Genomic DNA, 23,746 nt, shown 5'->3' on the forward strand with positions numbered 1-23,746 from the left:
CATCTAGGGCTTTGTTATGTGTAATTAATTACAAGAATTAATTTACCAGGCCTGGTAAATCTTTAGCGATAAGCTATAAAGTCCTAATCTTATAAAGCCATTTTAAAAATATCATTTTTAACGAAGGCTTTACCTCTATTGGATGGTTATAGCGTAATAAAACAGGAGTTTCATTTTCACTGTATAAAGGATGATTTTTCCAAGAGAGCAAATCATCATAATCAAAACCACTATCAAAGGCGATGATTTGCCACGGATAGTTATTTTGATTATTTTTATCTAGTGGCTCTGGACCTTTTTCCGTAAATTTCAAGGGGATTTTTTCCTCTAGAAAAACGGGTTTTGCCTTACCACTTTCCATCCAAATCCTTACCGTTTCTCCAGATTCCAACAAAGTTCCATAGGGTAAAAACTGATAAGTGGCATTTAAATTAGACACAGCATTATCAACTAATGGCGGGCCTTCTGGAAAGCTAAATTGGCAGTAACCGCCTGAACAACAAGACATTTCTCTTTCCTTAATTGGGTAAAAAGCGTAAACTAAATTTATAAATAACGAATTATTGAAAGGAGATTTTATCATGGCAATTAATGGTTATTCTTCAATTTCTTCAAACATGTATACACCTAGTGTCAGTGCAGTCTCTCAAAGCCTAACAAGTGGTCAACGTATTAATCAAACTGCTGACGACGCTGCTGGACAAGCTATAACAACGGCTTTTAGCACACAAATAAACACACAAGACATTGGTGTACAAAATGCCAATATGGGTATTTCTTTATTGCAAACAGCCGATGGTGCAAGTAATTCTATTAACAATTACTTACAGCGAATGAATGAACTCGCAATTCAAGCATCAAATGGTACGTTGAACAGTGGGCAACAAAATAGCCTTAATCAAGAATTTCAGCAAAACCTACAGGCTATTAACCAAATTACAGAGTCCACTTCATTCAACAATCAAACACTTCTAAATGGCGATATGAGTTCTATTAGCCTTGCATTGGGCGATTCAAGCACCACGCTAAACTTGCCTACAATGACTACAGATGGTTTATCCATTTCTGGTTTAGATATTAGCAACCCAGCAAATGCTACAACCGCCATACAAAACCTTGGGTTAGCTATTGACCAAGTAAGTAGCCAAAGAAGCCAGTTTGGGGCCCAACAGAATGGATTAAGTTCTTATATAGATAGCACTCAAACTCAAAATATCAACAGCAATGCGGCACGTAGCCAAATTAACGATACTAATTATGCCAAAGCGGCTACCGAACAAGTTAAACAAAATATCATGCAAGACAGTGCAATTGCGATGCAAGCACAAACTAACCAGTCACGTGCTTCAGTATTGCAACTACTCAATAGTTAATATCATCTTCATTTAGCTATAAGATGAATTTACGGCAGATTATCTGCCGTTTTTTATGTCAGATAAAAACAAATCACCCTCTTTAAAGAATCCTATTAACTTTTACCAGGCCTGGTATACCGCACATGGCAATAAAGATTTGTAAGCGTAGGTTTCATTCAGTGATCGATAATCATCAACTTACTTGTTTACAGATTCGTTTAAAGTAAAAAAATCACATAATTCTATTCAGTTAGTTAACACAATAGCCTTATCGGTTGCTATAATCCTTCGATTATTATTTATAAAAAATTACAAGCAGATTAAGAGTTCTATGGAAAAGCATTTCGACCCCAATACAATCGAGACAAAATGGTACCAAACCTGGGAAAACAAAGGTTATTTTAAACCGCAAAGCCCAGATGCCGCCCCTTATAGCATTATGATTCCGCCACCTAATGTCACGGGTAGCCTACATATGGGGCATGCTTTCCAAGATACCATTATGGATACCTTAATCCGTTATAACCGAATGAAAGGCAATGACACCCTTTGGCAACCAGGTACAGACCATGCTGGTATTGCCACGCAAATGGTGGTTGAACGCCAATTAGCTTCCCAAGGTTTAACTCGTCATGATTTAGGTCGTGATAAGTTCATTGAAAAAATCTGGGAATGGAAAGAAGAGTCAGGTGGCACAATTACTAAACAGCTTCGCCGAATGGGTGCTTCTCCTGACTGGAGTCGTGAACGCTTTACCATGGATGATGGTTTATCTGATGCCGTAAAAGAAGTTTTTGTAAAACTCTATGAAGAAGATCTAATTTACCGCGGTAAACGTCTTGTAAACTGGGATCCAATTCTTCACACAGCGGTTTCAGATTTAGAGGTTATCTCAGAAGAAGAACAAGGTAACCTTTGGCACATGCGTTATCCGCTTACCGATGGTTCAGGGCATTTAGTGGTTGCTACTACTCGTCCTGAAACCATGCTTGGTGACCAAGCCGTAGCGGTCAACCCTGAAGACGATCGTTATCAACATTTGGTAGGTAAAACCATTACCCTGCCACTCGTTGGGCGTGAAATTCCGATTATTGCCGATGACTATGTAGATCTAGAATTTGGAACTGGTTGTGTAAAAATCACTCCTGCTCACGACTTTAATGACTACGAGATGGGTAAACGTCACAACCTACATATGCTTAATATCTTCACAATCGATGCCGCTATTAATGAAGAAGCCCCAGAAAAATACCAGGGACTTGACCGTTATGAAGCTCGTAAGCAAATTATTGCCGACCTTGAAGCACTCGATTTAATGGAAGACATTAAACCACATACTTTAATGGTTCCACGTGGCGACCGTTCACATGCAGTTATTGAACCTTTCTTAACAGATCAATGGTATGTAGCGGTTGAATCTTTAGCCAAACCTGCAATTGATGCGGTTAAAAATGGCGATATTGAATTTGTACCAAAAAACTGGGAAAACACCTATTTTGAATGGATGAATAACATCCAGGATTGGTGTATCTCTCGTCAAATTTGGTGGGGGCACCGCATCCCTGCTTGGTATGACAATAATGGCAAAGTTTATGTGGGTCGTGACGAAGCTGAAGTACGTGCAAAACATAATCTCGGTGCAGAGATTGAACTTAGCCAAGACAATGACGTTTTAGATACTTGGTTTAGTTCTGCTCTATGGACATTCTCTACTTTAGGCTGGCCAGAAAAGACACCTGAATTAGAAAAGTTTCATCCAACATCAGTATTAGTTACCGGTTTTGACATCATCTTCTTCTGGGTAGCCAGAATGATTATGATGGGCTTAAAATTTACTGGTGAAGTACCATTTAAACAAATTTATGTACACGGTTTAGTACGTGATGGCGAAGGCCAAAAAATGTCTAAATCAAAAGGTAACGTTTTAGATCCTATTGACTTAATTGATGGTATTGAGCTTGAAGACCTAGTTAAAAAGCGTACCTATGGCATGATGCAACCAGAAAAAGCTGCTCAAATTGAGAAGGCTACTCGCAAGCAATTTGCAGACGGAATCCCTGCTTTTGGTACCGATGCGATTCGTTTTACTTTTGCCTCTTTAGCTTCAACAGGCCGAGATATTCGCTTTGATTTAAATCGTGCCGAAGGTTATCGCAACTTCTGTAATAAATTATGGAATGCAACTCGCTACGTTCTAATGAACACAGAAGGTTTTGATACAGGCGTTGACGAATCACTTGAGGTGGAACTTTCTTTAGCCGATCGTTGGATAACCTCTCGTTTACAAGAAGTTGAATCAGAAGTAGCAAAACACTTTGCTACATACCGTTTTGATTTAGCCGCAACAACGCTATATGAATTTACATGGAATGAATACTGTGACTGGTATTTAGAACTAGCAAAACCAATCCTAAATAAAGACAGCTCAGATGCCGCTAAACGCGGTACACGCAAAACCTTGGTACGTGTTTTAGAAGCGATGCTACGTTTGCTTCATCCAATTATTCCTTTCATCACTGAAGAAGCATGGCAAGCGGTTGCACCTTTAGCGGGGCAACATGGCGAGACAATTATGCTTGAGGCTTACCCACAAGCAGATGAAAGCAAAATTGATAGAGAAGCGGTTGCTGAACTAGAATGGGTTAAACAATTTATTGTTGGCGTGCGTAAAATTCGTTCAGAGATGGACATTGCACCAAGCAAAGCACTAGATGTTCTGCTTGCTGGATTAAATGAAAATGACCAGGCCTGGTTAAATAATAACCAAGTATACCTTCAGTCATTAGCTAAGCTAGAAACCATTACGGTTTTAGAGAATGAAGCCGATGCTCCAGAGTCTGCTGTTGCCCTTGTAGGCGAAATGAAAGTATTAATTCCAATGGCTGGCTTAATTGATAAAGACGCAGAACTGGCTCGTTTAAGTAAAGAAATGGGCAAACTTCAAGGCGAAATCAAACGTTTAAGCGGCAAACTAAATAACGCCGGATTCGTTGCCAAGGCTCCAGAAGAAGTTGTTGCCAATGAACGCAAAAAACTAAGCGACTATGAAACCGCACTTAAAAACCTAGAGGCTCAAAATGAAAAAATTCAGCAGCTATAATTCGTTTCACCAAACCACTCTTGGCCTAGCTTTAATTGCCGCCATTGGTTTAGCCGCACCAGTATCAGCACCCCTAGCAGCAGAGAAAGGCTACATTAACTATATTAGTGACTCTATAGACGTCCCTATGCGTCGTGGTGCAGGTTATAAATATAAGATTTCTCGAATGCTTAAATCTGGAGAGCCTGTCAAAATCTTAGAAGTTGATAAAAGTGGATGGGCACAAGTTCAATATAAAACAGGAGGTAAAACCTACATCGGTTGGTTACCTTCAATTTTATTACAAAGCCAGCCCGTTGCAAAAGACCGCCTTGCTGCACAAATCAAAAAAACAACTGAAGTAGAAGAAAAATTTAACGCACTTCAGCAAGAGTTAGATACCTTAAAAACTCGTTACACTGAAACTGATAGTGAACTTTCGAGCATCAAACAAGAAAAGTTTGAATTAGGTAAAGAGCTTGATCATCTAAAAGCAATTTCAACCAATGCCGTTGAGCTTGATAAACAAAACCAAGAAATGAAAATGCGTTTAAGCCAGCTTGAAAATCAAAATGCAATTATGAAAGAACAGATCGATGAGTCGGATGACTCTGTGAAACGTCAATGGTTCTTAACAGGTGGTGGAGTTTTACTACTTGGCTTAATTCTAGGTCGTTTCTTTAGACCACCAAGCAAACGAAAAAAATGGGGTGAGCTATAATCCCAAACGGATAACTCCTCACACTTAAAACCTGCTTTATGCAGGTTTTTTGTTACTCCCCCTCCCAAAAAATACTACTCAACGTCACTGAGTGGTATTGTTCAATTTTGTATGACTTATGCTACATTTAAGAACAATTTTCTACACAAAAAATACCATCTCATCGTCATTAATTAGACAAAAACCCCTTAACCAATTGATTTTACTGAATTAAATTTAACTGGTTTAAATACTGCAAGTTATTGATAAATTCTACGCTTTTTATCTCTCCAAATAGATATAACAACACCCTTAAGGTTAACCAGACAACGATGTCACATAACCAATTATTTCTTAAACAAAAGGATATAGCCATGCAAGATTCGTTGTTAATTAATGCCTCACACTTAGCTCAAATGAACCTTAAAGATGAGGTTGTTATCATAGACACTCGATCACCAGAAGCATTTTCGGTTGGTCACATTCCAAATGCCGTAAATATACATGATATTTTTACATTCTTGGCCAGCTCGACCCCTGAAGGAGTTGAAGAACTCAAAAACAAATTTGCAGATATCTTTGGTGCTGCCGGATTATCTGGTTATGAAACCGCCGTTCTTTATGAAGATTCACTTGATACCGGTTTTGGGCAATCTTGTAGAGGCTATTTTTTACTTAAATACCTAGGATATGAAAAAATCAATATCTTACAAGGTGGCTACCAAAGTTGGATCGCAGAAGGCTTAACTATCAGTAAAGAACCTGCCACTCCAGAGCCAAAGAAATTTCCTCTTAGAGACACTGCTAATGAATTTATGGTTAATAAAGAAGAGGTTCTAGAAGCTTTAGACAGTGACATTGCTCTACTTGATGTTCGTGATGTAGATGAATGGATTGCAGAAAGTTCTTCACCTTACGGTAAAGATTTTAGCCCAAGAAAAGGACGTTTGCCTGGAGCAGTCTGGATTGAATGGTATAGAATGATGAAACCTGGCGCAGTACCTATGTTTAAATCTCCAGATGAAATATTAGCTGAGTGTAAAACAGTTGGCATTGATAAAGACACACCTGTTTACCTGTATTGTTTTAAAGGAGCGCGTGCATCAAACACTTTTGTTGCCCTTAAATCAGCTGGCATTAAAAACGTTAAAATGTATTTTGGTTCATGGAACGAATGGTCACAAGATCCAGCACTTCCAATTGAAGAAGGTTTACCATTCTGATATTTAAACAATTTGAAGTTAACTAGAATATTTACATATCCCTATATAACGTTGCTATCAACCTTGCTTTGGGTTGATAAATATCTTAGCTAGACTCGGACATTGTCGATATTCAAATAGAACGTAATATTCAAAATCAAAAAACCGGCCATATAGCCGGTTTTTTTTACTATTTGAACCACTTAAAAATAATTCACTAAGAAGCGTTTAACATCTGAATAAGCTTTTTAGCAGGAACATAACCTGGCAAGATATTGCCATCTTCTAAAATGATATTTGGAGTACCATTCACTTCAAATATTTCAGCCTGCATAATATGCTCTTTTACAGGATTTTTACACGTTTTGCTTGCTGGTGTTTTACCAGACATAGCCTCATCCATTGCTTTCTTTTTATCGTCCGCACACCAAACTGATACCGCTTTTTTATAAGAAGGTGAATTAACTCCTGCACGTGGATATGAAATATATCTAACAGTAACTCCAGCCTCATTTAATTGTGGAATTTCTTTGTGCAATTTCACACAATAAGGGCAATCAATATCTGAGAATACGGTAATGGTGTGCTGTTTTTTACCTTCTTTACCAGGATAAATAATCATGGTCTCTTCTGGTATCGCTTTTAATGCAATCTTACGAGCTTCAGCTTGAGCCTTTCTAGTTAAATTGGTTTGTGTATCTAAATCTACCATACTACCATTAACTAAAAATTTACCGTCTTTAGACATATACACAACGGTCATCCCTAACTGAATTTGGTACAAGCCTGGTATTGCTGATTTGGTAATGACTGCATTGTTTGCATTTGTAGGAATAATGGTTTGTAAACGCTGTTTAATAGCAGCGTAATCATCAGCTGCTTGAGTAGCTGGTGCTGCAGACAATAAAACCGTACTTGCCAATAAACCTACCCATATATTCTTTTTTATTGTGTGAATCATCAAATTTACCTTTCTTATATCTTCTTTTATTTAACGCATAATACAACACTGCCAAGACATAACTCTTACTCTAATATTAAGAATACATAACATTGCTATAAAAACTTAACCACGTGGGTGATGTTGTTGATGCAGCTTATGCAATCGCTCTTTAGCCACATGAGTATAAATTTGGGTGGTTGATAGATCGCTATGCCCTAACAATAATTGCACTGTTCTTAAATCTGCACCGTGATTAATTAAATGTGTAGCAAAAGCATGACGAAGTGTGTGCGGAGAAAGTTTAGTATGAATTCCAGCATCAAAGGCTAAATTGATTACCCTGTGCCACAATGTCTGACGCGTCATAGGACGACCAATGCGAGATACAAACAAAGTATGAACCCACTTCTTTTTAACCAAACTAGGACGTGCTTCTTTAATGTACTTTTCAATCCATTCAATTGCTAACTCACCAATTGGCACAATTCGCTCTTTATTACCCTTACCAGTCACCTGGACTAAACCAGCTGACAAATTGATTTGTTCAAATGGCAATTCGACCACTTCTGAGACTCGCAAACCACTGGCATACATCAATTCTAGAATCGCCCTATCACGGATACCTAATGGCGTATATTCACTTGGAGAATACAACAAAGCTTCTACCTGAGCTTCAGTAATTGTTTTAGGAATACTTTTAGGTAATTTAGGAGATTTAACTAATGCCGTAGGATCAGCACTAAAATATTCATTGCTGGTAGCCCACTGATAAAAACGCTTTAAGGTAGAAAGTAAACGGGCATTACTTTTCTCTTTACGGCCTTCAGACTGTAAATAGAGCATAAAACTCTCTATACCTTCGGTAGAGATTTGTTCAACCGTAGAATGCTGAATATTATTTAACCAGGCCTGGTAAAGCTTTAAATCCGTTTGGTAGGCTGAAATGGTATTGCTACTTAACCCTTCTGAAAGAGCAAGATAACTCAGAAATTCAGTCATTCTTGTGTGCAACACTATTTCTATTTTTGGTGGTTTTGATTTTATCATGAAGAGTAGTATAGCTGAGACGGCTTTGCTACGTAACACCTGCAGTATCGATAATTGCTTCTAAGTATTAGATTGATAGGAACTATATTTTCCAGATATCTAAAGTATCAAACATCGATTTAAGACTTATTAATCAATATAAACAAAAAACGCCTCGTAATCAAAAGATTACGAGGCGTTTTTAGTACAAGAAAAATCTTGGATCGACTTCGAAGTAAAACTTCTAAACGATTATACTTTTTCTTTAATACGTGCTGCTTTACCAGATAGGTCACGTAGGTAGTATAGTTTCGCACGACGTACAGCACCTTTACGCTTAACAGCAATGCTGTCAACTAATGGGCTATAAGTTTGGAAAGTACGCTCAACACCAACACCGTGTGAGATTTTGCGCACGATAAAGTTAGAGTTAATACCACGGTTTTTCTTAGCAATTACAACACCTTCATATGCCTGAAGACGTTCGTTTTTACCTTCTACTACTTTAACCTGAACTACTACTGTATCACCAGGTGCAAACTCAGGAACTTCCTTAGTCATTTGCTCTGATTCAATGCGCTGAATAATATCGTTTTTCATTTTAAAACTACTCCAAATCAGAAAGTTTTCTTTCTGAATTTTATTTTTATCCAACAATAACTAACTCTGTTAGCCAGAGGTTGAATCCGAATTTTTACAATTTTTTACCAGAGAGTAAATCTGGCCGACGCTTTTGTGTTCTTGCTAATTTTTGTTCTTGTCGCCAAGCATCAATTTTAGCGTGATTGCCTTCAAGTAAAACTGAAGGAACCGTCATTCCATCAACCTCTTCAGGCCGAGTGTAATGCGGACAATCTAACAAACCGTCAGAAAAAGAATCTTGCTCTGCTGACTGGTTATGCCCTAATGCACCAGGAATCAGTCTAATAACCGCATCCATCAACATCATGGCAGGGAGTTCTCCCCCACTCACTACAAAGTCACCAATACTGATTTCCTCATCAACTGATGATTCAATCAATCTTTCATCAACGCCTTCATAACGTCCACAAAGCAAGGTAATATTTTTGTATTGAGTTAACTCTGCTACTTTTTGCTGAGTAAGAGGCTGACCTTGAGGTGATAAGTACACCACATGAGGCTTGGCATTTTCACCAGTCTCAGTATCAACCTCACACTCTGCTTCAATTGCCATCAGTGAGTCTTTTAACGGCTGATACATCATGACCATTCCTGGCCCGCCCCCGTAAGGACGATCATCAACCGTTTTATGTTTATCTAAAGTAAATTGACGAGGGTTCCAGGTTTTAAGCTGGTAGAGTCCAGATTGATTTGCTCTACGACTGACACCTGATTCCGTTAATGCACTAAACATTTCCGGAAACAGGGTAATCACATCAAATCTCACCGTCGGCTTCCAATTCCCAGTCAACCACAATCTGTTTTTTATCGGTATCAACACTTAAGATGAATTGATCCATAACAAATGGAATCAACTCTTCTTGTTTGCCAGCGACACGCAAAACATCATGCACACCTGTTTCTATTAAATCCTTAACCGTACCAATTACAGTGCCATCTTCTAACAGCACTTGGCAGCCGATTAAATCAATCCAATAAAGTGAATCTTTGCGGTTTTTTAATTGTGATTCTTCAATCGCAATTTCACACCCCATATATTCACGGGCGACATCTCGGTCATCTACTTTATCTAGTTTGGCCACCAAGGTTTTTCCACCTTGCTGTACCTTTGAGTCAACAATGCTGACTTGTCGCCATTCACCTTTGCATTTAATCCACCAAGGTGAGTAGCTAAGAATATTTTCGCGTGGGTCGGTATGAGAAAAAATCTTCACCCACCCATTTACACCAAAAACACCGTTTATCGAACCGACAATCAATTTTTCTGTAGACATCAATCTAGCCTCAGTTGCCGGTTAAATTAAATTAAGCGTTTTTAATGATGCTTTTTACACGAGGACTCATTTGAGCACCTTGAGCTACCCAGTGATCAATTCTCGCCTGATCAATACGAACAGCTTCTTCTTGACCTCTTGCAACTGGGTTAAAGAAACCTACTTGCTCAATAAAACGACCAGTTGCTGAGTTACGCTGATCAGCTACAACCATTTTATAGAAAGGACGCTTTTTAGAGCCACCACGGGCTAAACGGATAACAACCATTTTTTTCTCCAATATTTAATCAGGCGATGAAGAGAACTCTCTTCAACAATTTCTTCTATTAAGAAATCTCTTTGATTTCTTTATCTTTTTTTCATTCAAAAAGAATGAGAAGCGGAATTATACAGAATAAACTTTTTTATTTCAAACATTTAACGCTCTCTAATATACATCTAATTAATGACGTTTAAATCTGCCGTATTAACTTGCCAGTAATTGATGACGATTTACACTTTTTTTACTGTTTTACAATTGCGTTTATTCCATTGTCTAAAACTAAAAAAGCCCTTGTTATATATAAACAAGAGCTTAATCACTTAACTTACCAAACAACCAGGCCTGGTTATTTATATCTAACTTTATAATGCCTAACGCATTCCTGGAGGTAAACCGCCCATTCCACCCATTCCTGGTGGTAATTTTCCAGCAAGGCCTCGCATCATATTCTTCATGCCGCCGCCTTTCATTTTTTTCATCATCTTTTGCATTTGGGTAAATTGTTTTAGCAATTTATTTACATCTTGTACTGAAGTACCAGAACCATTTGCAATACGACGTTTACGAGAACCTTTAATAACAGCTGGGAAACGGCGTTCTTTTTTGGTCATTGAGTGAATAATGGCTTCTAAACGCTTAAACTCTTTAGCAGCAACGTCTTCATCAACTTGGCCTTTAAGCTGTCCCATTCCTGGTAATTTACCCATTAAACCACCAACACCACCCATGCTATTGATTTGCTGGAGCTGCTCTAAGAAATCTTCTAAATCAAAGTCACCCGACTTTTGAATTTTTTGAGCAAACTTTTGAGCCTTTTTATGATCAATTTTGGCTTCGGCTTCTTCAATTAAACCTAAAACATCGCCCATACCCAAAATACGACCAGCCATACGGTCTGGGTGAAATGGTTCTAAGGCATCAGTTTTTTCACCTGCACCAATAAACTTGATTGGCTTGCCAGTAATTTCACGAATCGATAATGCCGCACCACCGCGAGCATCACCGTCTGTTTTGGTCAAAATGACACCCGTTAACGGCAATGCATCATTAAAGGCTTTCGCAGTATTTGCTGCATCCTGCCCTGTCATGGAATCTACAACAAACAAGGTTTCGCATGGTTTAATGCCGGCATGAAGTTTTTGCACTTCTTGCATCATTTCATCATCGATGTGCAAGCGACCTGCTGTATCTAAGATTAAAACATCAGCAAATTGCTTTTTAGCCTCTGCATGAGCATTTTTAGCAATAGAAATAGGGTCTTGGTCGGCCGTTGACGGGAAAAAAAGTACATCAACCTGTTCAGCTAAGGTCTCTAACTGTTTAATCGCTGCTGGACGATATACATCGGCAGAAACCACCATAACCTTTTTCTTTTCACGCTCTTTTAGCCATTTAGCTAACTTAGCAACAGAGGTAGTTTTACCTGCACCTTGTAAACCCGCAACCATAATTACTGCAGGTGGTTCTACATTAAAATTAAGTGGTTCAGCCTCTTTACCCATTACATCGGTAAGCTGTTCACGCACTATTTTAATGAATGCTTGGCCTGGGTTTAAACTAGTAGAGACTTCTTGCCCAATGGCTCGCTCTTGAACTTGATCAATAAAGCTTTTGACAACAGGGAGAGCAACATCTGCCTCTAATAAGGCACGACGAACATCACGTAATGCGTCCTTAATATTTGCTTCAGTCAAACGCCCTTGACCACGAATGGCTTTAAAGGTTTTATTTAGACGATCCGATAAATTGTCAAACATGAGAACTCCTAAGACAAACCTCTAACTCATTCATTGAGAGCATTAAAGAAGTCGTCTTGTGTAAAACGAAAAAAGAATCAGGGTATTATAGCGGAAATAGAATTAAGAGTCTGCTTTGACTCTATTGATTATGCAAAACAACCAGGCCTGGTATATTTAATCGTTGATATTATAATAAAATATTTAACCAATCTTTCTTTAGACAGTTTATTTACGTATTCACTGAGTTACAATAGCTTAAACGTATTTAAGATCTTTAATTAAAAACATCTTATTAACCAAAAGATTACACATAAGGTTCATTCTCAATGTCATTAACCGGATTCAGTGCAATATTAGCCAGCTCACTCTATCTTTTTGCTAGTGTGATTATCTGGAAAAATATTCAGTCTCCTACTCAAAAAAATATCCGCCCAACCATCATAAAAATTGTTGCGGCAGCGATTGTGCTCCACTTACTTATTTTAAGTAGGTCTATTTGGGTAAACTCTAGTATTTATTTTGATATTGGTAACGGCTTATCACTAGTTATGCTGCTGGCCTCAATGATCTTACTGACCACGCATCTAAATAAACCCACAGAAACATTGGGCATCTTTATTTACCCTATTGCCGCTATCAGCACACTGTTACCACTGATGATTGATGAACGTATGCAACTACCACTTGAGTTAGGAAGTCATGTACTTATATCCATCGCAGCTTATAGCATTATGGGATTAGCCACTGCACAAGCTATTTTATATGGCGTACAAGAACGTAACTTTAAGGCCAAACGTTTAACAAAACTGATGAAAGCCTTACCACCGTTACAAGTCATGGAAAGCACCCTATTACAGTTAGTTAAAATTGGCTTTATCTTTCTAACTTTTGCTCTTATTAGTGGTGCTTTTTTCGTAGAAAATCTTTTTGAGCAACACCTTATCCACAAAACCTTTTTTGCGATTTTAGCGTGGCTGGTCTATGGCGTATTTTTATTTGGACATGCCAAATATGGTTGGCGTGGCCAAACAGCCGCCAGATATACTGTCTGGGCATATTTTTTACTTATATTAAGTTACATAGGCACAACCATTGTTTTAGAGTTTATTAACTCTTAATCAACCACTCTTTTAATTTCTTTCTATTTAATTCAAAAATGAATTTACCAGGCCTGGTAAATTCATTTTTTTATCTTTTTTAAATAAGTTTTATCACTTTACTAAATCTTTACTTGGTGCAAAAGATATTGAAAAGGTATAATTCCATTTCACTCATAACACAACAGAAAGACATTGAATTCTTTAGATATTCCTATCCTTTTTGGGATTTTAGCCCTTCTTATTATTCTTTCCGCTTTATTCTCTAGCTCAGAAACGAGCATGATGGCACTCAACCGCTATCGCTTGAAACATCATGCTAAATCGGGTCATAAAGGTGCTAAACTCGCCAAAAACTTACTCAAATCACCTGACCGCTTGTTAGGGGTAATATTACTGGGTAATAACTTTGTAAATATTTTTGCTTCATCCATTGCCACAATTATCGCCATGCAGTTAATGGGCGAAGCAGGAATTGCCATTGCCGCGGGTTTACTTACGATGGTAGTGTTAATTTTTGCAGAAGTTGCTCCCAAAACCCTAGCAGCACTTTACCCAGAAAAAATTGCTTACCCAGCGGCCTATGTATTAACGCCTTTACTTAAGCTATTTTCACCCATAGTTTGGTTTGTAAACTTTTTTGCTAACGGCTTTTTAAAACTATTTGGTGTTAACATTAAAAACGTTGAAGATGCTCATGCTCTATCTCATGAAGAGTTACAAACGCTTATTAATGAAGCCACTAGCCAACTGCCTACGCAATACCGTTCAATGTTATCTAGTGTTTTGTCTTTAGAAACCGTCACCGTTGAAGACGTGATGATTCCTAAACAAGATATGTATGCGGTTGATGTTGATCAACCTATTGAGAAGATTTTAAAAGCAATTCAAAAATCTCCCTACACGCGTGTGCCCATTTATCGCTCATCTTTAGATGAAGATCTAATAGGCGTTTTAAACTTACGTCGTGCCTTACCGATTTTAATGCGCAATGAAGTGACTCTTAAGGATATTATTAAAATTGTTCGTCCGGCCTATTTTGTGCCAGAAACCACCTCTTTAAGTGTACAACTCAGTAAGTTTAATAAAAACAAACGCAGAATGGCTTTGATTGTAGATGAATACGGTGACCTGCAAGGCCTATTAACCATGGAAGACTTGCTAGAGGAAATTGTTGGCAAACTTTCTACCGATGCTAAAGCTAAACCAATAGAAGAGACCGTTGCACTGCATGATGATGGCAGTATGACTATTGATGCCTCTGAATTTATACGAGACCTTAACAAAACTTACGAATTAGAGTTACCAACAAATGGCCCTAAAACGCTAAATGGTTTAATTCAAGAAGTATTAGAAGAACTGCCGTCTCCAGGCACCTGTATCAAAATTGAAAACTACGTTTTAGAAGTTGTAGAGACCTCTACCAATGCCATTGAAGCAGTTAAACTTTCAATTTACACCGCTAAGAAAAATAAAAAAAAGGTAAGTCATGACTAATACAGCTGAAACCTCTCATCCTTTTAGTAATGAAACAGAATGGCAAAAGCTGCTTTCAGGCATAACAGAGATGGCTAAAACAGAAGTGTTAGCGAGATTTGAACAAGTCTCTGCAGAAGAAAAAGCGGATGGTTCACTGTTAACCGAAGCTGACACTGAAATGCAAAAAAAGACCCAAGCTTTTCTAGAAAAAAACTGGCCTCAATACGCCTTTTTAGGTGAAGAATCTTCACAACAAGAACAAGAAGCGGCTATGAATAGCGATTCGGGTTGTTGGATACTTGATCCCGTTGATGGCACAAGCAACTTTGCAATAGGCATACCGGTATATTCTGTGTCTTTAGCGTTAATGGTTAAAGGTACATTATTAGCAGGCCTGGTATATGATCCAAGTCGCAATGAGATGTTCTCTGCTCGCATTGGACAAGGTGCTTACCTTAATGACAAACTGTTAATTGCCAAAACACCAAAGCAAGCTCTAAAGCAATGCAGCGGCATTATCGACTTTAAGAGACTTGCCGCACCGTTGGCAACAAAGCTGGCAACTCAGTGCCCATACTCTTCACAACGTAGTTTTGGATCTGTTTGTTTGGATTGGTGTTGGATTGCGGCTGGGCGTGGTCAGATTTATTTGCACGGTGCACAAAACATTTGGGACTATGCTGCAGGTTGGTTAATTTTAAATGAAGCCGGTGGTTACAGCTCAACCTTAGATAATGAATGTGTGGTTATTCCCAAGGTTGAAAAACGTTCTGCGGTAGCGGCAACAACTCAAAATTTATTTACTGAGTGGCAAGCGTTTTTAGAAATTTAACGGTTATGGGCTAAGTTAAAAAAGCTTGTCATAACATCAGGCTTTTTATAGCCATGCATCTTGCCAATAAAACAGTTTTAAAACTAATCATTAAGACCATTTCTGCAAAGCTGCTTTTAACGCACCTATGTCAATCGGCTTACTCAAATAGTCGTTCATTCCTGCCGCTAAAACAGCCTCACTACCCTCTTCATAACTGTTGGCAGATAAAGCAATAATAGGAATATGACTAACACTAGAATCGAGCATTCTAATTTGCTGTGTAGCTTCTATGCCACTTAATTCTGGCATTTGCATATCCATTAACACTAAATCAAAACACGCATCATTTTCTTGAACCATTTCAAAGGCTTCTAAACCGTTATTAGCAATTTCAACAGAATGTCCTAATTTAGTCAAAATCGTCTTAACTAAAAACTGATTTGACTCATTATCTTCGGCAACCAAAATTTTAAGTGGTTTTACTTTACTTTGAGGCTGTGCGATTTGTTCACTGGTAACTTCAAACTCTGGCGCTTCTTCAAAAGGTACTTCAAACCAAAAAGTACTTCCTACTCCTTCTTCACTTAAAATACCTATTTGACCGCCCATTGCTTCAACCAGTTTTTTACTGATCGATAAACCTAATCCGGTGCCGCCAAATTTGCGCGATGTTGACGCATCCGCCTGAGCAAACTCGGTAAACAACTTAGGGATATTTTCTTCAGAAATACCAATACCTGTATCTGTTACCTCAAATCTTAGAACCGTTTGACCAACAGATTGTGATGATTTAGAAAAACTAGAATTTGGGGCTTTAATAAGACGTATTTGCACCTCGCCTTCTGACGTAAATTTAATGGCATTACCCACGAGATTTAAAAGTATCTGCCTTAAACGACCCTCGTCACCTAAGTAATAGGGTTTAACGTTATCAGCAATCGTAAAGTCTAAACCTATATGTTTTAACTTAGCATTAATAACCGACATCTCTACAACGGTTTTAATTTGTTGCAGCATATTAAACGGCTTCTGCTCAAGCTCAACCTTACCAGCCTCAAGCTTATTAAAATCTAAGATATCATTAATTAAATACAATAAATGATCACCAGAACGTTTAATCATCTCTATATGTTTCGCTAAATACTCATCCAAATCTTCACTTAATAACAAACTTGCATTACCAATGACAGCATTTAAAGGTGTTCTAATTTCATGACTCATTACTGATAAAAAATCCGACTTAGCCTTAGCCGCTTGCTCAGCAATATTGTGTGCCGTTTTTAACTCTTCTTCCGCTTGTTTACGCTTAGTAATATCTAAAGAAAAACTTAACAACCAAGTCTCATAACTACCATCAAGTTGCTTAACATGCATTGGAGATTTACCGTGATACATCCAAAGAACTTGATCATTGACAGTGACTTCTTTTTCATAAACCACTACCTTTTCAGAACTTTGTATCTCTTTGTCTTTACTTGCTTGAATAGAGGCAATCTCTATAGGAAAAACTTCAAAATCAGTACGACCAATTACCTGGCCTTTTAATCTTCCTGAGATGGTTTCAGCCTTTTTATTAAAGAAACGATAACAACCTTGAGCGTCTTTTACATAAATACTGATAGGTAAAACATCAATCATTTGCTCAATTAATATTTCACGTTGTTTTAACTGAGTTTCTGCGTATTTTCGGTCTGAAATATTATGTAAAACCCCCGCTAAGCGTACAGCTTTACCTTCCTTCCAAATTGCTTGTCCCGTCATGTTAATCCATTCATATTGATCATGAATATTAAGCATTCTAAACTCAATATTTAAGGGCCATTTATGAACTAAATGGTCCTCAATCGCATTAGCAACAGTCTCTTGGTCTTTCACATAGACTCTTGAAAACAATCTTTCATAAGTAGATCCAATATCACTACCACTAACCCCAAAGACCTCATAGCCTTTTTGGTTAAACTGAATAAAATCCTTTTCTAGATTCCAGTCGTAAATACCAAATTTTGCTGAATCTATAATTAAAGAATTAATATCTGAACTTTTTTCTGTGACGGTTTCTGAGTAAGACTTTTCTTTAGTAGAGGCTAAAAATTGAACTAATACCGATTCTTTATATGGAGTGGCAATAAAACGAAATGTTTCAATAGCACCTGGAACTTGGTAATCAAAAAAAGATGGCGCAATTTGAGAGAGTGAATCCATTAACTCAAGTTTAAAACGAGGATTCTGAGCTAAATTAAAATCCCCCCAAAGAGAATGAGCAGCCGGATTTTGCCATAACCTTTGCCAAATTCCATCCTCATCTCTTTCAAATAAAGCGGTGGCGACGGGTAACGAAAGATAAAGGTCTTGTACTTGCTGTTGAAACTGGTGCATAAATGGATAGAACTCTTTTTGAACTTTTACTCTATTCTATTGATTGTTTTGAGGGTGTGAAGATTTATTTGAGTTATTTTTTAACAATAAAATCAACCAATCAAAACCACAAGCAATACAACATGTTAATTCATAAAAAAACGCAGATATACAATCAAAAAAGGCCTGTTACATAAATTACTATGCAACAGGCCTTTCGTTGTATTCAAGTTAAACAGACCAAAATTGCATTTTAGGAGGCCTGGTCAAACTTTTTTACTTTTTCACTTAGTATTTCCAAACTAATTGAGCACTAAAAATATCAACTGTAGGATTGTAAGACCCCACTAAATGCGTTACTCCATTATCTGACGAATAATTCACTTTTGATTTATCTGATAAAAGATGACTATAACCAACATCTAAATCCATGCCTGGGGTTAATTTATAACCAAAACCTAAAGCAATCCATTTACGATCAGAGTCTGGTGTACGTGGGCTTCGATGAGTTTCATTAGAAACAGGCGTTTGGTCAAAAGCTACACCTGTTCTTAATTTTAATTTATCATTTAGTTGATAAGTACCACCTAGAGATAAACGCCAGCTGTCTTTAAAGTCTTGATTAGAGTCTGAAACCGTAGTACCCGCACCATTCTGTATTGTCAAAGAACCGTAATCACTCCATTTAGTCCAAGTTGCACCAGTTAAAAGTGTTAATTTTCCATAAACTTGCGAAGCACTTAAAGTAGCGGATGCAGGTAGGTCAACTGTAGATGAAACATTAGTATCCACTAATCCAAGTGCAGACAATGCTGCTGGATAATCAATTGTACCTTTTGCATTTTGGGTAACCGTTGAGCGATAAGCAAAACCAACACGTGTTTTTTCTAGAGGCTTCCATAAGAAACCAAAGTTATAGCCAAAGCCCCAACTATCGGCTTTTACAGATACTTTCTCATCGCCCGCCGTACTTGTGCTTGAACCTAAATTTGCCTGTTGTTCTAAAATCAAATCGACATATTGTGCGTTTAAACCAAAACCAAATGAAAGTTTATCGTTTATCTTTCCTGCAATAGCAGGATTTATATTAATGGTTTTTAAATTTGTTTCAGTAGCTTGGTAACGACCAACCCACTTATCATCATAAGAAATATGCTGACCAAAAGGCACATTGATACCTAAACCAATATCGTAATCTCCAGCTTTACCTTTCCAGTAAATATTAGGTACAAGTCCAACAGTAGCACCATCATCATCACTTCCTTGTAAATTATTACCAGGAACCACTAAATAAGAGCCGTCATTACTAAACTTAGCCTTTGGAGAAATAACATGAGCACCAATAATTGCCTGACTGCCTTGTATCTCAGTTAAGCCTGCTGGGTTAAACCACATAACACTGGCATCTTCTGCATTGGCTGCGGCACCCGCATAGGCATTACCTTGCCCACTTGCACTTTGTTCAATTAATGCAAAACCCGATGCGTTTGCAGCTTGTGAAGCAAGTGCCAACAATACCGCACCTGTAAGTTTATTTAATGTCATGCTTTCTCCTACTTTTTCATACTATTTATTTTTATATTATTTTTTAATTACTTATAGATATCCGTCATTTTAACACCACTGTTTACATGCTGATAATTCAAAATAACAAGTACTGTGATAAGTAAATTAAATTACCAGGCCTGGTAATTTATGTATAAGGATTCATAAAACATCTAATGCTTGCTGTAAACTTTTAACCCCCACTATTTCCATACCTGGAATAGCCTGTTTTGGTACATTTCCAATTGGCACAATGGCACGCTTAAAGCCGTGTTTAGCCGCTTCAATTATTCGCTCTTGCCCACTCGGCACTGGGCGTATTTCTCCAGCTAAACCTACTTCTCCAAAAATAATGAGTTCTTGAGACAGGGGTTGGTTACGCATACTGGATAAAATTGAGCATAATACGGCTAAATCTGCACTGGTTTCCGACACTTTAACGCCACCAACCACATTGACATACACATCTTGATCACTCGCTTGGATGCCTCCATGGCGATGCATTACAGCAAGCAACATGGCCATTCGGTTTTGGTCTAACCCCACCGTTACTCTTTTGGGTGCTCCGTAAGGAGAATCATCAACTAAAGCCTGGATTTCAACCAATAAAGGACGAGATCCTTCCCACACTACCATCACCACAGAGCCTGGTGCCGCATCCTCACCGCGAGATAAAAATATAGCTGAAGGGTTTTTGATTTGCTTCATCCCCTTTTCAGTCATAGCAAATACACCCAGTTCATTCACAGCACCAAAACGATTTTTAATGGCTCTTAAAGTTCTAAAACGGCTGTCTGATTGCCCCTCTAAAAACACAACGGTATCAACAATATGTTCTAGCACTCGTGGCCCCGCAACCTCACCCGACTTAGTCACATGCCCAACCAGAAAGATAGCCACATTATTTTTCTTGGCATAACGAGTTAAATAAGCGGCACTCTCTCTAACTTGTGAAACCCCACCAGCACCACCACTGATTTCGGCCAACTGCATGGTTTGAATAGAATCCACCACCATTACTTTTGGTTTTTCGTTTTCTGAGGCAATGGTAATTGCCTCTACATCCGTTTCAGTAAACAGTCTTAAATCTTCATCAGGCAATTGCATGCGTTTAGCTCTTTGTGCCACTTGCTGTAGTGATTCCTCACCAGTGACATAAAGCACTTTTTGCTGGGTACTTAAATAACACATTACTTGCAAAAGGATCGACGACTTACCTACTCCTGGATCTCCACCAATTAAGACGACTGAGCCAGGTACAATTCCACCACCTAAAACTCTATCAAGCTCAGACATCCCTGAGGTAATACGCGGGACAACCGATAAATCAACGTCATTAATGGATTGCACTTTATTTTCGGTAGTGCCGGCATAACCTTTTGAACCAGTAGATGCCGTTTTTTTAGCGGGCGATAACTTAAATTCTTTTAAAGTGTTCCAGGCGTGACATGCTTGGCATTGTCCTTGCCATTGAGAATGTTCAGCACCACATTCGGTACAAACATAGGCTGATTTATTTTTTGCCATAGGTTTTTTCTTAATTTATCGTTAATGAGAATGCATAGATTTTAAAGATTTTAATCCCAAAAAGCAGATTTGTTTTATTGCTTAGTCTTTCTTAATCCATTCTTAGTAGCTATAAAAAAACCCGCAACTGCGGGTTTTAAAACAGAATAACAAGAAATTAGTGTTTAATATCTCGCCAGTATTCTTTTTTAAGCAAGTAGGTTAATAGCAATAACACTAATAAGAAAGCAATAACCTTCCAACCTAAATCTAAACGTTCTAGTTTAGCTGGCTCACCAACATATTCTAAAAAGTTAGAGATATCACGTGCAGCCTGCTTATATTCTTCAGGTGTTGAGTGGCGTTGGATCCCCTCTAAAACGTTTGGCATTGAAGTACCTTTAAGTACCTTGTTATCCCATTCGCCTTTCTCATTTTGATAGTAGTCTGTTAAAAAAGTATAAATATAATCCGTACCTTTTAAACGAGCCATTAGAGATAAATCAGGAGGAACCGTTCCCAAAACTTCTTCAGCTACGCCATCAACCATACGAGTTTGTACAGTATCTACAACTTTATTTTGACCGTAAGTCATTTTTTGAACAATCTCATCATCAGTCCAACCAATGTCTCGGGCAATGCGGTTATAACGCATATATTTAACTGAATGACACGCCATACAGTAGTTTGAGAATAAGATTGCACCACGTTTTAATGAATCTTGATCGCGTAGATTATTTTCAGCCGGTTTTAGTTCAATTCCGTGCCCACCTGCTGCTTGCACAGGTGAAACGAAAGGCAATAACATTAAGCTAAATACAGTAAGTAACTTTTTCATTTATTGCACCCTCTCTGGAACTGGCTTAGTTTTTTCATGTTTCGAGGTAAATGGAAGCACCAAGAAGAACATAAAATACAAAGCTGTAAATATTTGAGCTAACTTTGTCAGTTCTGGCGTAGCTGGCTGAGTACCTAACCAACCTAAAACGACAAAACTCACTATAAACATAGTCAATAAAACCTTAAACGATATGCCACGATAACGGATTGACTTCACCTTACAACGGTCTAACCAAGGCATTGCAAATAGCACAGCTATCGCTCCACCCATTGCTACAACCCCTAAGAACTTATCTGGGATAGCTCTTAAGATGGCATAGAATGGCGTGAAGTACCAAACCGGAGCGATATGCTCAGGGGTTTTTAGCGGGTTTGCTGGTTCAAAGTTAGGCGGCTCAAGGAAGTAACCACCACCTTCTGGCATATAGAACATTACAATCGCAAATAAGGTAATAAAGAATACCGCACCCATTGAGTCTTTAACCGAGTAATAAGGGTGGAATGGAATACCATCCATTGGTAGCCCTTTGTCATTTTTAACTTTCTTAATCTCTACACCATCTGGGTTGTTAGAACCAACTTGGTGAAGAGCGACTATGTGCATAAAGACTAAAATCAATAGAACCAATGGCAAAGCAATAACATGCAATGCAAAGAAGCGGTTTAGAGTGGCATCTGAGATAACAAAATCACCACGTACCCACAATGCTAAATCAGGGCCAACAACAGGTATAGCACCAAATAGCGAAATAATTACCTGAGCACCCCAATATGACATTTGTCCCCAAGGAAGCAGGTAACCCATAAAGGCTTCGGCCATTAATACTAAGAAAAGTAGCATCCCAATAATCCACACTAACTCACGTGGTTCTTTGTAAGAACCATAGAGAAGACCGCGCATCATATGTAGATAAACCACAATAAAGAATGCTGAAGCACCGGTTGAGTGCATATATCGAATAAGCCAACCCCAATCAACATCACGCATAATGTACTCAATAGAGTTAAAAGCTTCTGCGGCACTTGGCTTATAGCTCATGGTTAACCAAATACCGGTTACCAATTGGTTTACCAAAACCAATAACGCTAAAGAACCAAAAAAGTACCAAAAGTTAAAGTTTTTAGGTGCATAGTATTCACCAACATGTTCGTTCCATGTACTTACTAATGGATAACGAGCATCAAACCAACCAAGTAAAGTTCCCTTTTTTGGCTGTTTAGTATCTAAATCATTCATATTATTTTCAGACATTATGCCACCCCTTCCTTAGGATCTTCACCAACTCGAATCAGTGTATCAGACAGATAATGATGAGGCGGAATTACTAGATTGGTTGGAGCCGGAACCGACTGGAATACTCTTCCTGCCAAATCAAATCTTGAACCGTGGCATGGGCAGAAAAACCCACCTTGCCAATCAGCACCCACGTCTGGCGAACCAATTGCTGGGCGATAAAGAGGAGCACAGCCTAGGTGTGTACACACACCTACAACAACCAAATATTCACTTTTGATTGAACGGTCTTCATTCTGGCAATATTCTGGTTGTTCAGATTCTTTTGAGTGAGGATCTCTCAACTCCTTATCTAAACCTGGTAAACCATCAACCATGGCTTCTGTACGGCGTACAATCCACACTGGCTTTCCACGCCACGCTATGGTCATCATCTGTCCAGGCAGTAGCTGGCTCACATCGGCATTCACAGGTGCACCCGCAGCCTTAGCTTTTTCACTTGGCTGCCATGAGCTTACAAACGGTACAGCTAAGAAAGTAGCTCCCGTTGCACCAACCACTCCCGTTGCACCGGTCAAAATTTTACGGCGCTGGAGATTTACACTAGATGCTTTTTGTTCTTCTGTCGACATAGGTTTGTCTTCCCTTTATATG

At 38.3% G+C, this 23,746-nt stretch carries 21 protein-coding genes; 7 read left to right on the forward strand and 14 right to left on the reverse strand.

Translation table 11 applies throughout. The features are described from left to right. Positions 1 to 73 precede the first annotated feature (73 nt). The gene (locus ACORJQ_RS11235; protein ID WP_321324588.1) at positions 74 to 583 is read right to left on the reverse strand and encodes a hypothetical protein; all 510 of its coding nucleotides are present in this window, start codon (positions 581 to 583) and stop codon (positions 74 to 76) included. Here ACORJQ_RS11235 and ACORJQ_RS11240 point away from each other — a divergent pair. From ACORJQ_RS11240 to ACORJQ_RS11255, 4 genes are all read left to right on the forward strand, one after another. Next, the gene (locus tag ACORJQ_RS11240) at positions 582 to 1,373 is read left to right on the forward strand and encodes a flagellin N-terminal helical domain-containing protein (RefSeq protein ID WP_321324590.1); all 792 of its coding nucleotides are present in this window, start codon (positions 582 to 584) and stop codon (positions 1,371 to 1,373) included. The genes ACORJQ_RS11235 and ACORJQ_RS11240 overlap by 2 nt on opposite strands. A 313-nt stretch (positions 1,374 to 1,686) precedes the next feature. Next, entirely contained in the window at positions 1,687 to 4,455 is a 2,769-nt protein-coding gene (locus ACORJQ_RS11245) for a valine--tRNA ligase (RefSeq protein WP_321324591.1), read from the forward strand. After that, positions 4,433 to 5,155 carry a TIGR04211 family SH3 domain-containing protein gene (locus ACORJQ_RS11250; protein WP_321324593.1) on the forward strand — a complete coding sequence of 241 codons (723 nt, stop codon included), beginning with the start codon at positions 4,433 to 4,435 and terminating at the stop codon, positions 5,153 to 5,155. Before ACORJQ_RS11245 ends, ACORJQ_RS11250 begins: the two co-directional genes overlap by 23 nt. Before the next feature lie 353 nt (positions 5,156 to 5,508). After that, positions 5,509 to 6,357, forward strand: coding sequence for a sulfurtransferase (locus ACORJQ_RS11255; protein ID WP_321324595.1), 849 nt, complete (start codon positions 5,509 to 5,511; stop codon positions 6,355 to 6,357). 196 nt (positions 6,358 to 6,553) lie between these two features. Here the strand turns inward: ACORJQ_RS11255 and ACORJQ_RS11260 are convergent, their stop codons facing one another. From ACORJQ_RS11260 to ffh, 7 genes are all read right to left on the reverse strand, one after another. After that, the gene (locus tag ACORJQ_RS11260; protein WP_321324596.1) at positions 6,554 to 7,297 is read right to left on the reverse strand and encodes a DsbC family protein; all 744 of its coding nucleotides are present in this window, start codon (positions 7,295 to 7,297) and stop codon (positions 6,554 to 6,556) included. Between the two features lie 105 nt (positions 7,298 to 7,402). After that, the gene (gene xerD, locus ACORJQ_RS11265; RefSeq protein WP_420719582.1) at positions 7,403 to 8,290 is read right to left on the reverse strand and encodes a site-specific tyrosine recombinase XerD; all 888 of its coding nucleotides are present in this window, start codon (positions 8,288 to 8,290) and stop codon (positions 7,403 to 7,405) included. 267 nt (positions 8,291 to 8,557) lie between these two features. Beyond that, complete coding sequence (gene rplS / locus ACORJQ_RS11270; protein ID WP_321324599.1) at positions 8,558 to 8,905, reverse strand: 50S ribosomal protein L19; 348 nt, start codon at positions 8,903 to 8,905, stop codon at positions 8,558 to 8,560. 94 nt (positions 8,906 to 8,999) lie between these two features. Next, entirely contained in the window at positions 9,000 to 9,680 is a 681-nt protein-coding gene (trmD, locus tag ACORJQ_RS11275) for a tRNA (guanosine(37)-N1)-methyltransferase TrmD (RefSeq protein WP_321326884.1), read from the reverse strand. A 22-nt stretch (positions 9,681 to 9,702) separates the two neighbouring features. Continuing rightward, positions 9,703 to 10,221 carry a ribosome maturation factor RimM gene (gene rimM, locus ACORJQ_RS11280; RefSeq protein WP_321324601.1) on the reverse strand — a complete coding sequence of 173 codons (519 nt, stop codon included), beginning with the start codon at positions 10,219 to 10,221 and terminating at the stop codon, positions 9,703 to 9,705. Between the two features lie 31 nt (positions 10,222 to 10,252). Further along, on the reverse strand, positions 10,253 to 10,489 hold the full coding sequence (gene rpsP, locus ACORJQ_RS11285) for a 30S ribosomal protein S16 (RefSeq protein WP_321324603.1): 237 nt from the start codon (positions 10,487 to 10,489) through the stop codon (positions 10,253 to 10,255). A 365-nt stretch (positions 10,490 to 10,854) separates the two neighbouring features. Then, positions 10,855 to 12,240, reverse strand: coding sequence for a signal recognition particle protein (gene ffh / locus ACORJQ_RS11290; protein ID WP_321324604.1), 1,386 nt, complete (start codon positions 12,238 to 12,240; stop codon positions 10,855 to 10,857). A 308-nt stretch (positions 12,241 to 12,548) separates the two neighbouring features. Between ffh and ACORJQ_RS11295 the strand changes: the two genes are divergently transcribed. From ACORJQ_RS11295 to ACORJQ_RS11305, 3 genes are all read left to right on the forward strand, one after another. Further along, positions 12,549 to 13,340, forward strand: a complete 792-nt coding sequence (locus tag ACORJQ_RS11295) for a cytochrome C assembly family protein (RefSeq protein WP_321324605.1) — start codon at positions 12,549 to 12,551, stop codon at positions 13,338 to 13,340. A gap of 174 nt (positions 13,341 to 13,514) precedes the next feature. Next, the gene (locus ACORJQ_RS11300; protein ID WP_321324607.1) at positions 13,515 to 14,816 is read left to right on the forward strand and encodes an HlyC/CorC family transporter; all 1,302 of its coding nucleotides are present in this window, start codon (positions 13,515 to 13,517) and stop codon (positions 14,814 to 14,816) included. Continuing rightward, entirely contained in the window at positions 14,809 to 15,630 is an 822-nt protein-coding gene (locus tag ACORJQ_RS11305; protein ID WP_321324608.1) for an inositol monophosphatase family protein, read from the forward strand. The genes ACORJQ_RS11300 and ACORJQ_RS11305 overlap by 8 nt, the downstream gene beginning before the upstream one ends. Before the next feature lie 90 nt (positions 15,631 to 15,720). Here the strand turns inward: ACORJQ_RS11305 and ACORJQ_RS11310 are convergent, their stop codons facing one another. The 6 genes from ACORJQ_RS11310 to petA form a co-directional block, all read right to left on the reverse strand. Next, a complete protein-coding gene (locus ACORJQ_RS11310; protein ID WP_321324610.1) occupies positions 15,721 to 17,988 on the reverse strand; it encodes an ATP-binding protein in 2,268 nt (755 codons plus the stop codon). 267 nt (positions 17,989 to 18,255) lie between these two features. Beyond that, positions 18,256 to 19,512 (reverse strand): OmpP1/FadL family transporter, encoded by a 1,257-nt coding sequence (locus tag ACORJQ_RS11315; protein WP_321324611.1) that lies wholly within the window; start codon positions 19,510 to 19,512, stop codon positions 18,256 to 18,258. A 162-nt stretch (positions 19,513 to 19,674) separates the two neighbouring features. Next, complete coding sequence (radA, locus tag ACORJQ_RS11320; RefSeq protein WP_321324613.1) at positions 19,675 to 21,039, reverse strand: DNA repair protein RadA; 1,365 nt, start codon at positions 21,037 to 21,039, stop codon at positions 19,675 to 19,677. A gap of 157 nt (positions 21,040 to 21,196) precedes the next feature. Then, a complete protein-coding gene (locus ACORJQ_RS11325; protein WP_321324615.1) occupies positions 21,197 to 21,856 on the reverse strand; it encodes a cytochrome c1 in 660 nt (219 codons plus the stop codon). Beyond that, a complete protein-coding gene (locus ACORJQ_RS11330; RefSeq protein ID WP_321324618.1) occupies positions 21,857 to 23,110 on the reverse strand; it encodes a cytochrome b in 1,254 nt (417 codons plus the stop codon). It abuts the gene before it with no gap. Further along, entirely contained in the window at positions 23,110 to 23,724 is a 615-nt protein-coding gene (gene petA, locus ACORJQ_RS11335; RefSeq protein WP_321324620.1) for a ubiquinol-cytochrome c reductase iron-sulfur subunit, read from the reverse strand. Before petA ends, ACORJQ_RS11330 begins: the two co-directional genes overlap by 1 nt. Positions 23,725 to 23,746: the final 22 nt, after the last annotated feature.

The organism is Thiomicrorhabdus sp., from assembly GCF_963662555.1.
Taxonomy (GTDB): domain Bacteria; phylum Pseudomonadota; class Gammaproteobacteria; order Thiomicrospirales; family Thiomicrospiraceae; genus Thiomicrorhabdus.

What these genes read in the sequence shown, in the direction of transcription:
- ACORJQ_RS11240 (WP_321324590.1), top strand. Translation starts at nt 582, where the DNA reads ATGGCAATTAATGGTTATTCTTCAATTTCTTCAAACATGTATACACCT.
- ACORJQ_RS11235 (WP_321324588.1), bottom strand. Translation starts at nt 583, where the DNA reads ATGATAAAATCTCCTTTCAATAATTCGTTATTTATAAATTTAGTTTAC.
- ACORJQ_RS11245 (WP_321324591.1), top strand. Translation starts at nt 1,687, where the DNA reads ATGGAAAAGCATTTCGACCCCAATACAATCGAGACAAAATGGTACCAA.
- ACORJQ_RS11250 (WP_321324593.1), top strand. Translation starts at nt 4,433, where the DNA reads ATGAAAAAATTCAGCAGCTATAATTCGTTTCACCAAACCACTCTTGGC.
- ACORJQ_RS11255 (WP_321324595.1), top strand. Translation starts at nt 5,509, where the DNA reads ATGCAAGATTCGTTGTTAATTAATGCCTCACACTTAGCTCAAATGAAC.
- ACORJQ_RS11260 (WP_321324596.1), bottom strand. Translation starts at nt 7,297, where the DNA reads ATGATTCACACAATAAAAAAGAATATATGGGTAGGTTTATTGGCAAGT.
- rplS (WP_321324599.1), bottom strand. Translation starts at nt 8,905, where the DNA reads ATGAAAAACGATATTATTCAGCGCATTGAATCAGAGCAAATGACTAAG.
- trmD (WP_321326884.1), bottom strand. Translation starts at nt 9,680, where the DNA reads ATGTTTAGTGCATTAACGGAATCAGGTGTCAGTCGTAGAGCAAATCAA.
- rimM (WP_321324601.1), bottom strand. Translation starts at nt 10,221, where the DNA reads ATGTCTACAGAAAAATTGATTGTCGGTTCGATAAACGGTGTTTTTGGT.
- rpsP (WP_321324603.1), bottom strand. Translation starts at nt 10,489, where the DNA reads ATGGTTGTTATCCGTTTAGCCCGTGGTGGCTCTAAAAAGCGTCCTTTC.
- ffh (WP_321324604.1), bottom strand. Translation starts at nt 12,240, where the DNA reads ATGTTTGACAATTTATCGGATCGTCTAAATAAAACCTTTAAAGCCATT.
- ACORJQ_RS11295 (WP_321324605.1), top strand. Translation starts at nt 12,549, where the DNA reads ATGTCATTAACCGGATTCAGTGCAATATTAGCCAGCTCACTCTATCTT.
- ACORJQ_RS11305 (WP_321324608.1), top strand. Translation starts at nt 14,809, where the DNA reads ATGACTAATACAGCTGAAACCTCTCATCCTTTTAGTAATGAAACAGAA.
- ACORJQ_RS11310 (WP_321324610.1), bottom strand. Translation starts at nt 17,988, where the DNA reads ATGCACCAGTTTCAACAGCAAGTACAAGACCTTTATCTTTCGTTACCC.
- ACORJQ_RS11315 (WP_321324611.1), bottom strand. Translation starts at nt 19,512, where the DNA reads ATGACATTAAATAAACTTACAGGTGCGGTATTGTTGGCACTTGCTTCA.
- radA (WP_321324613.1), bottom strand. Translation starts at nt 21,039, where the DNA reads ATGGCAAAAAATAAATCAGCCTATGTTTGTACCGAATGTGGTGCTGAA.
- ACORJQ_RS11325 (WP_321324615.1), bottom strand. Translation starts at nt 21,856, where the DNA reads ATGAAAAAGTTACTTACTGTATTTAGCTTAATGTTATTGCCTTTCGTT.
- ACORJQ_RS11330 (WP_321324618.1), bottom strand. Translation starts at nt 23,110, where the DNA reads ATGTCTGAAAATAATATGAATGATTTAGATACTAAACAGCCAAAAAAG.
- petA (WP_321324620.1), bottom strand. Translation starts at nt 23,724, where the DNA reads ATGTCGACAGAAGAACAAAAAGCATCTAGTGTAAATCTCCAGCGCCGT.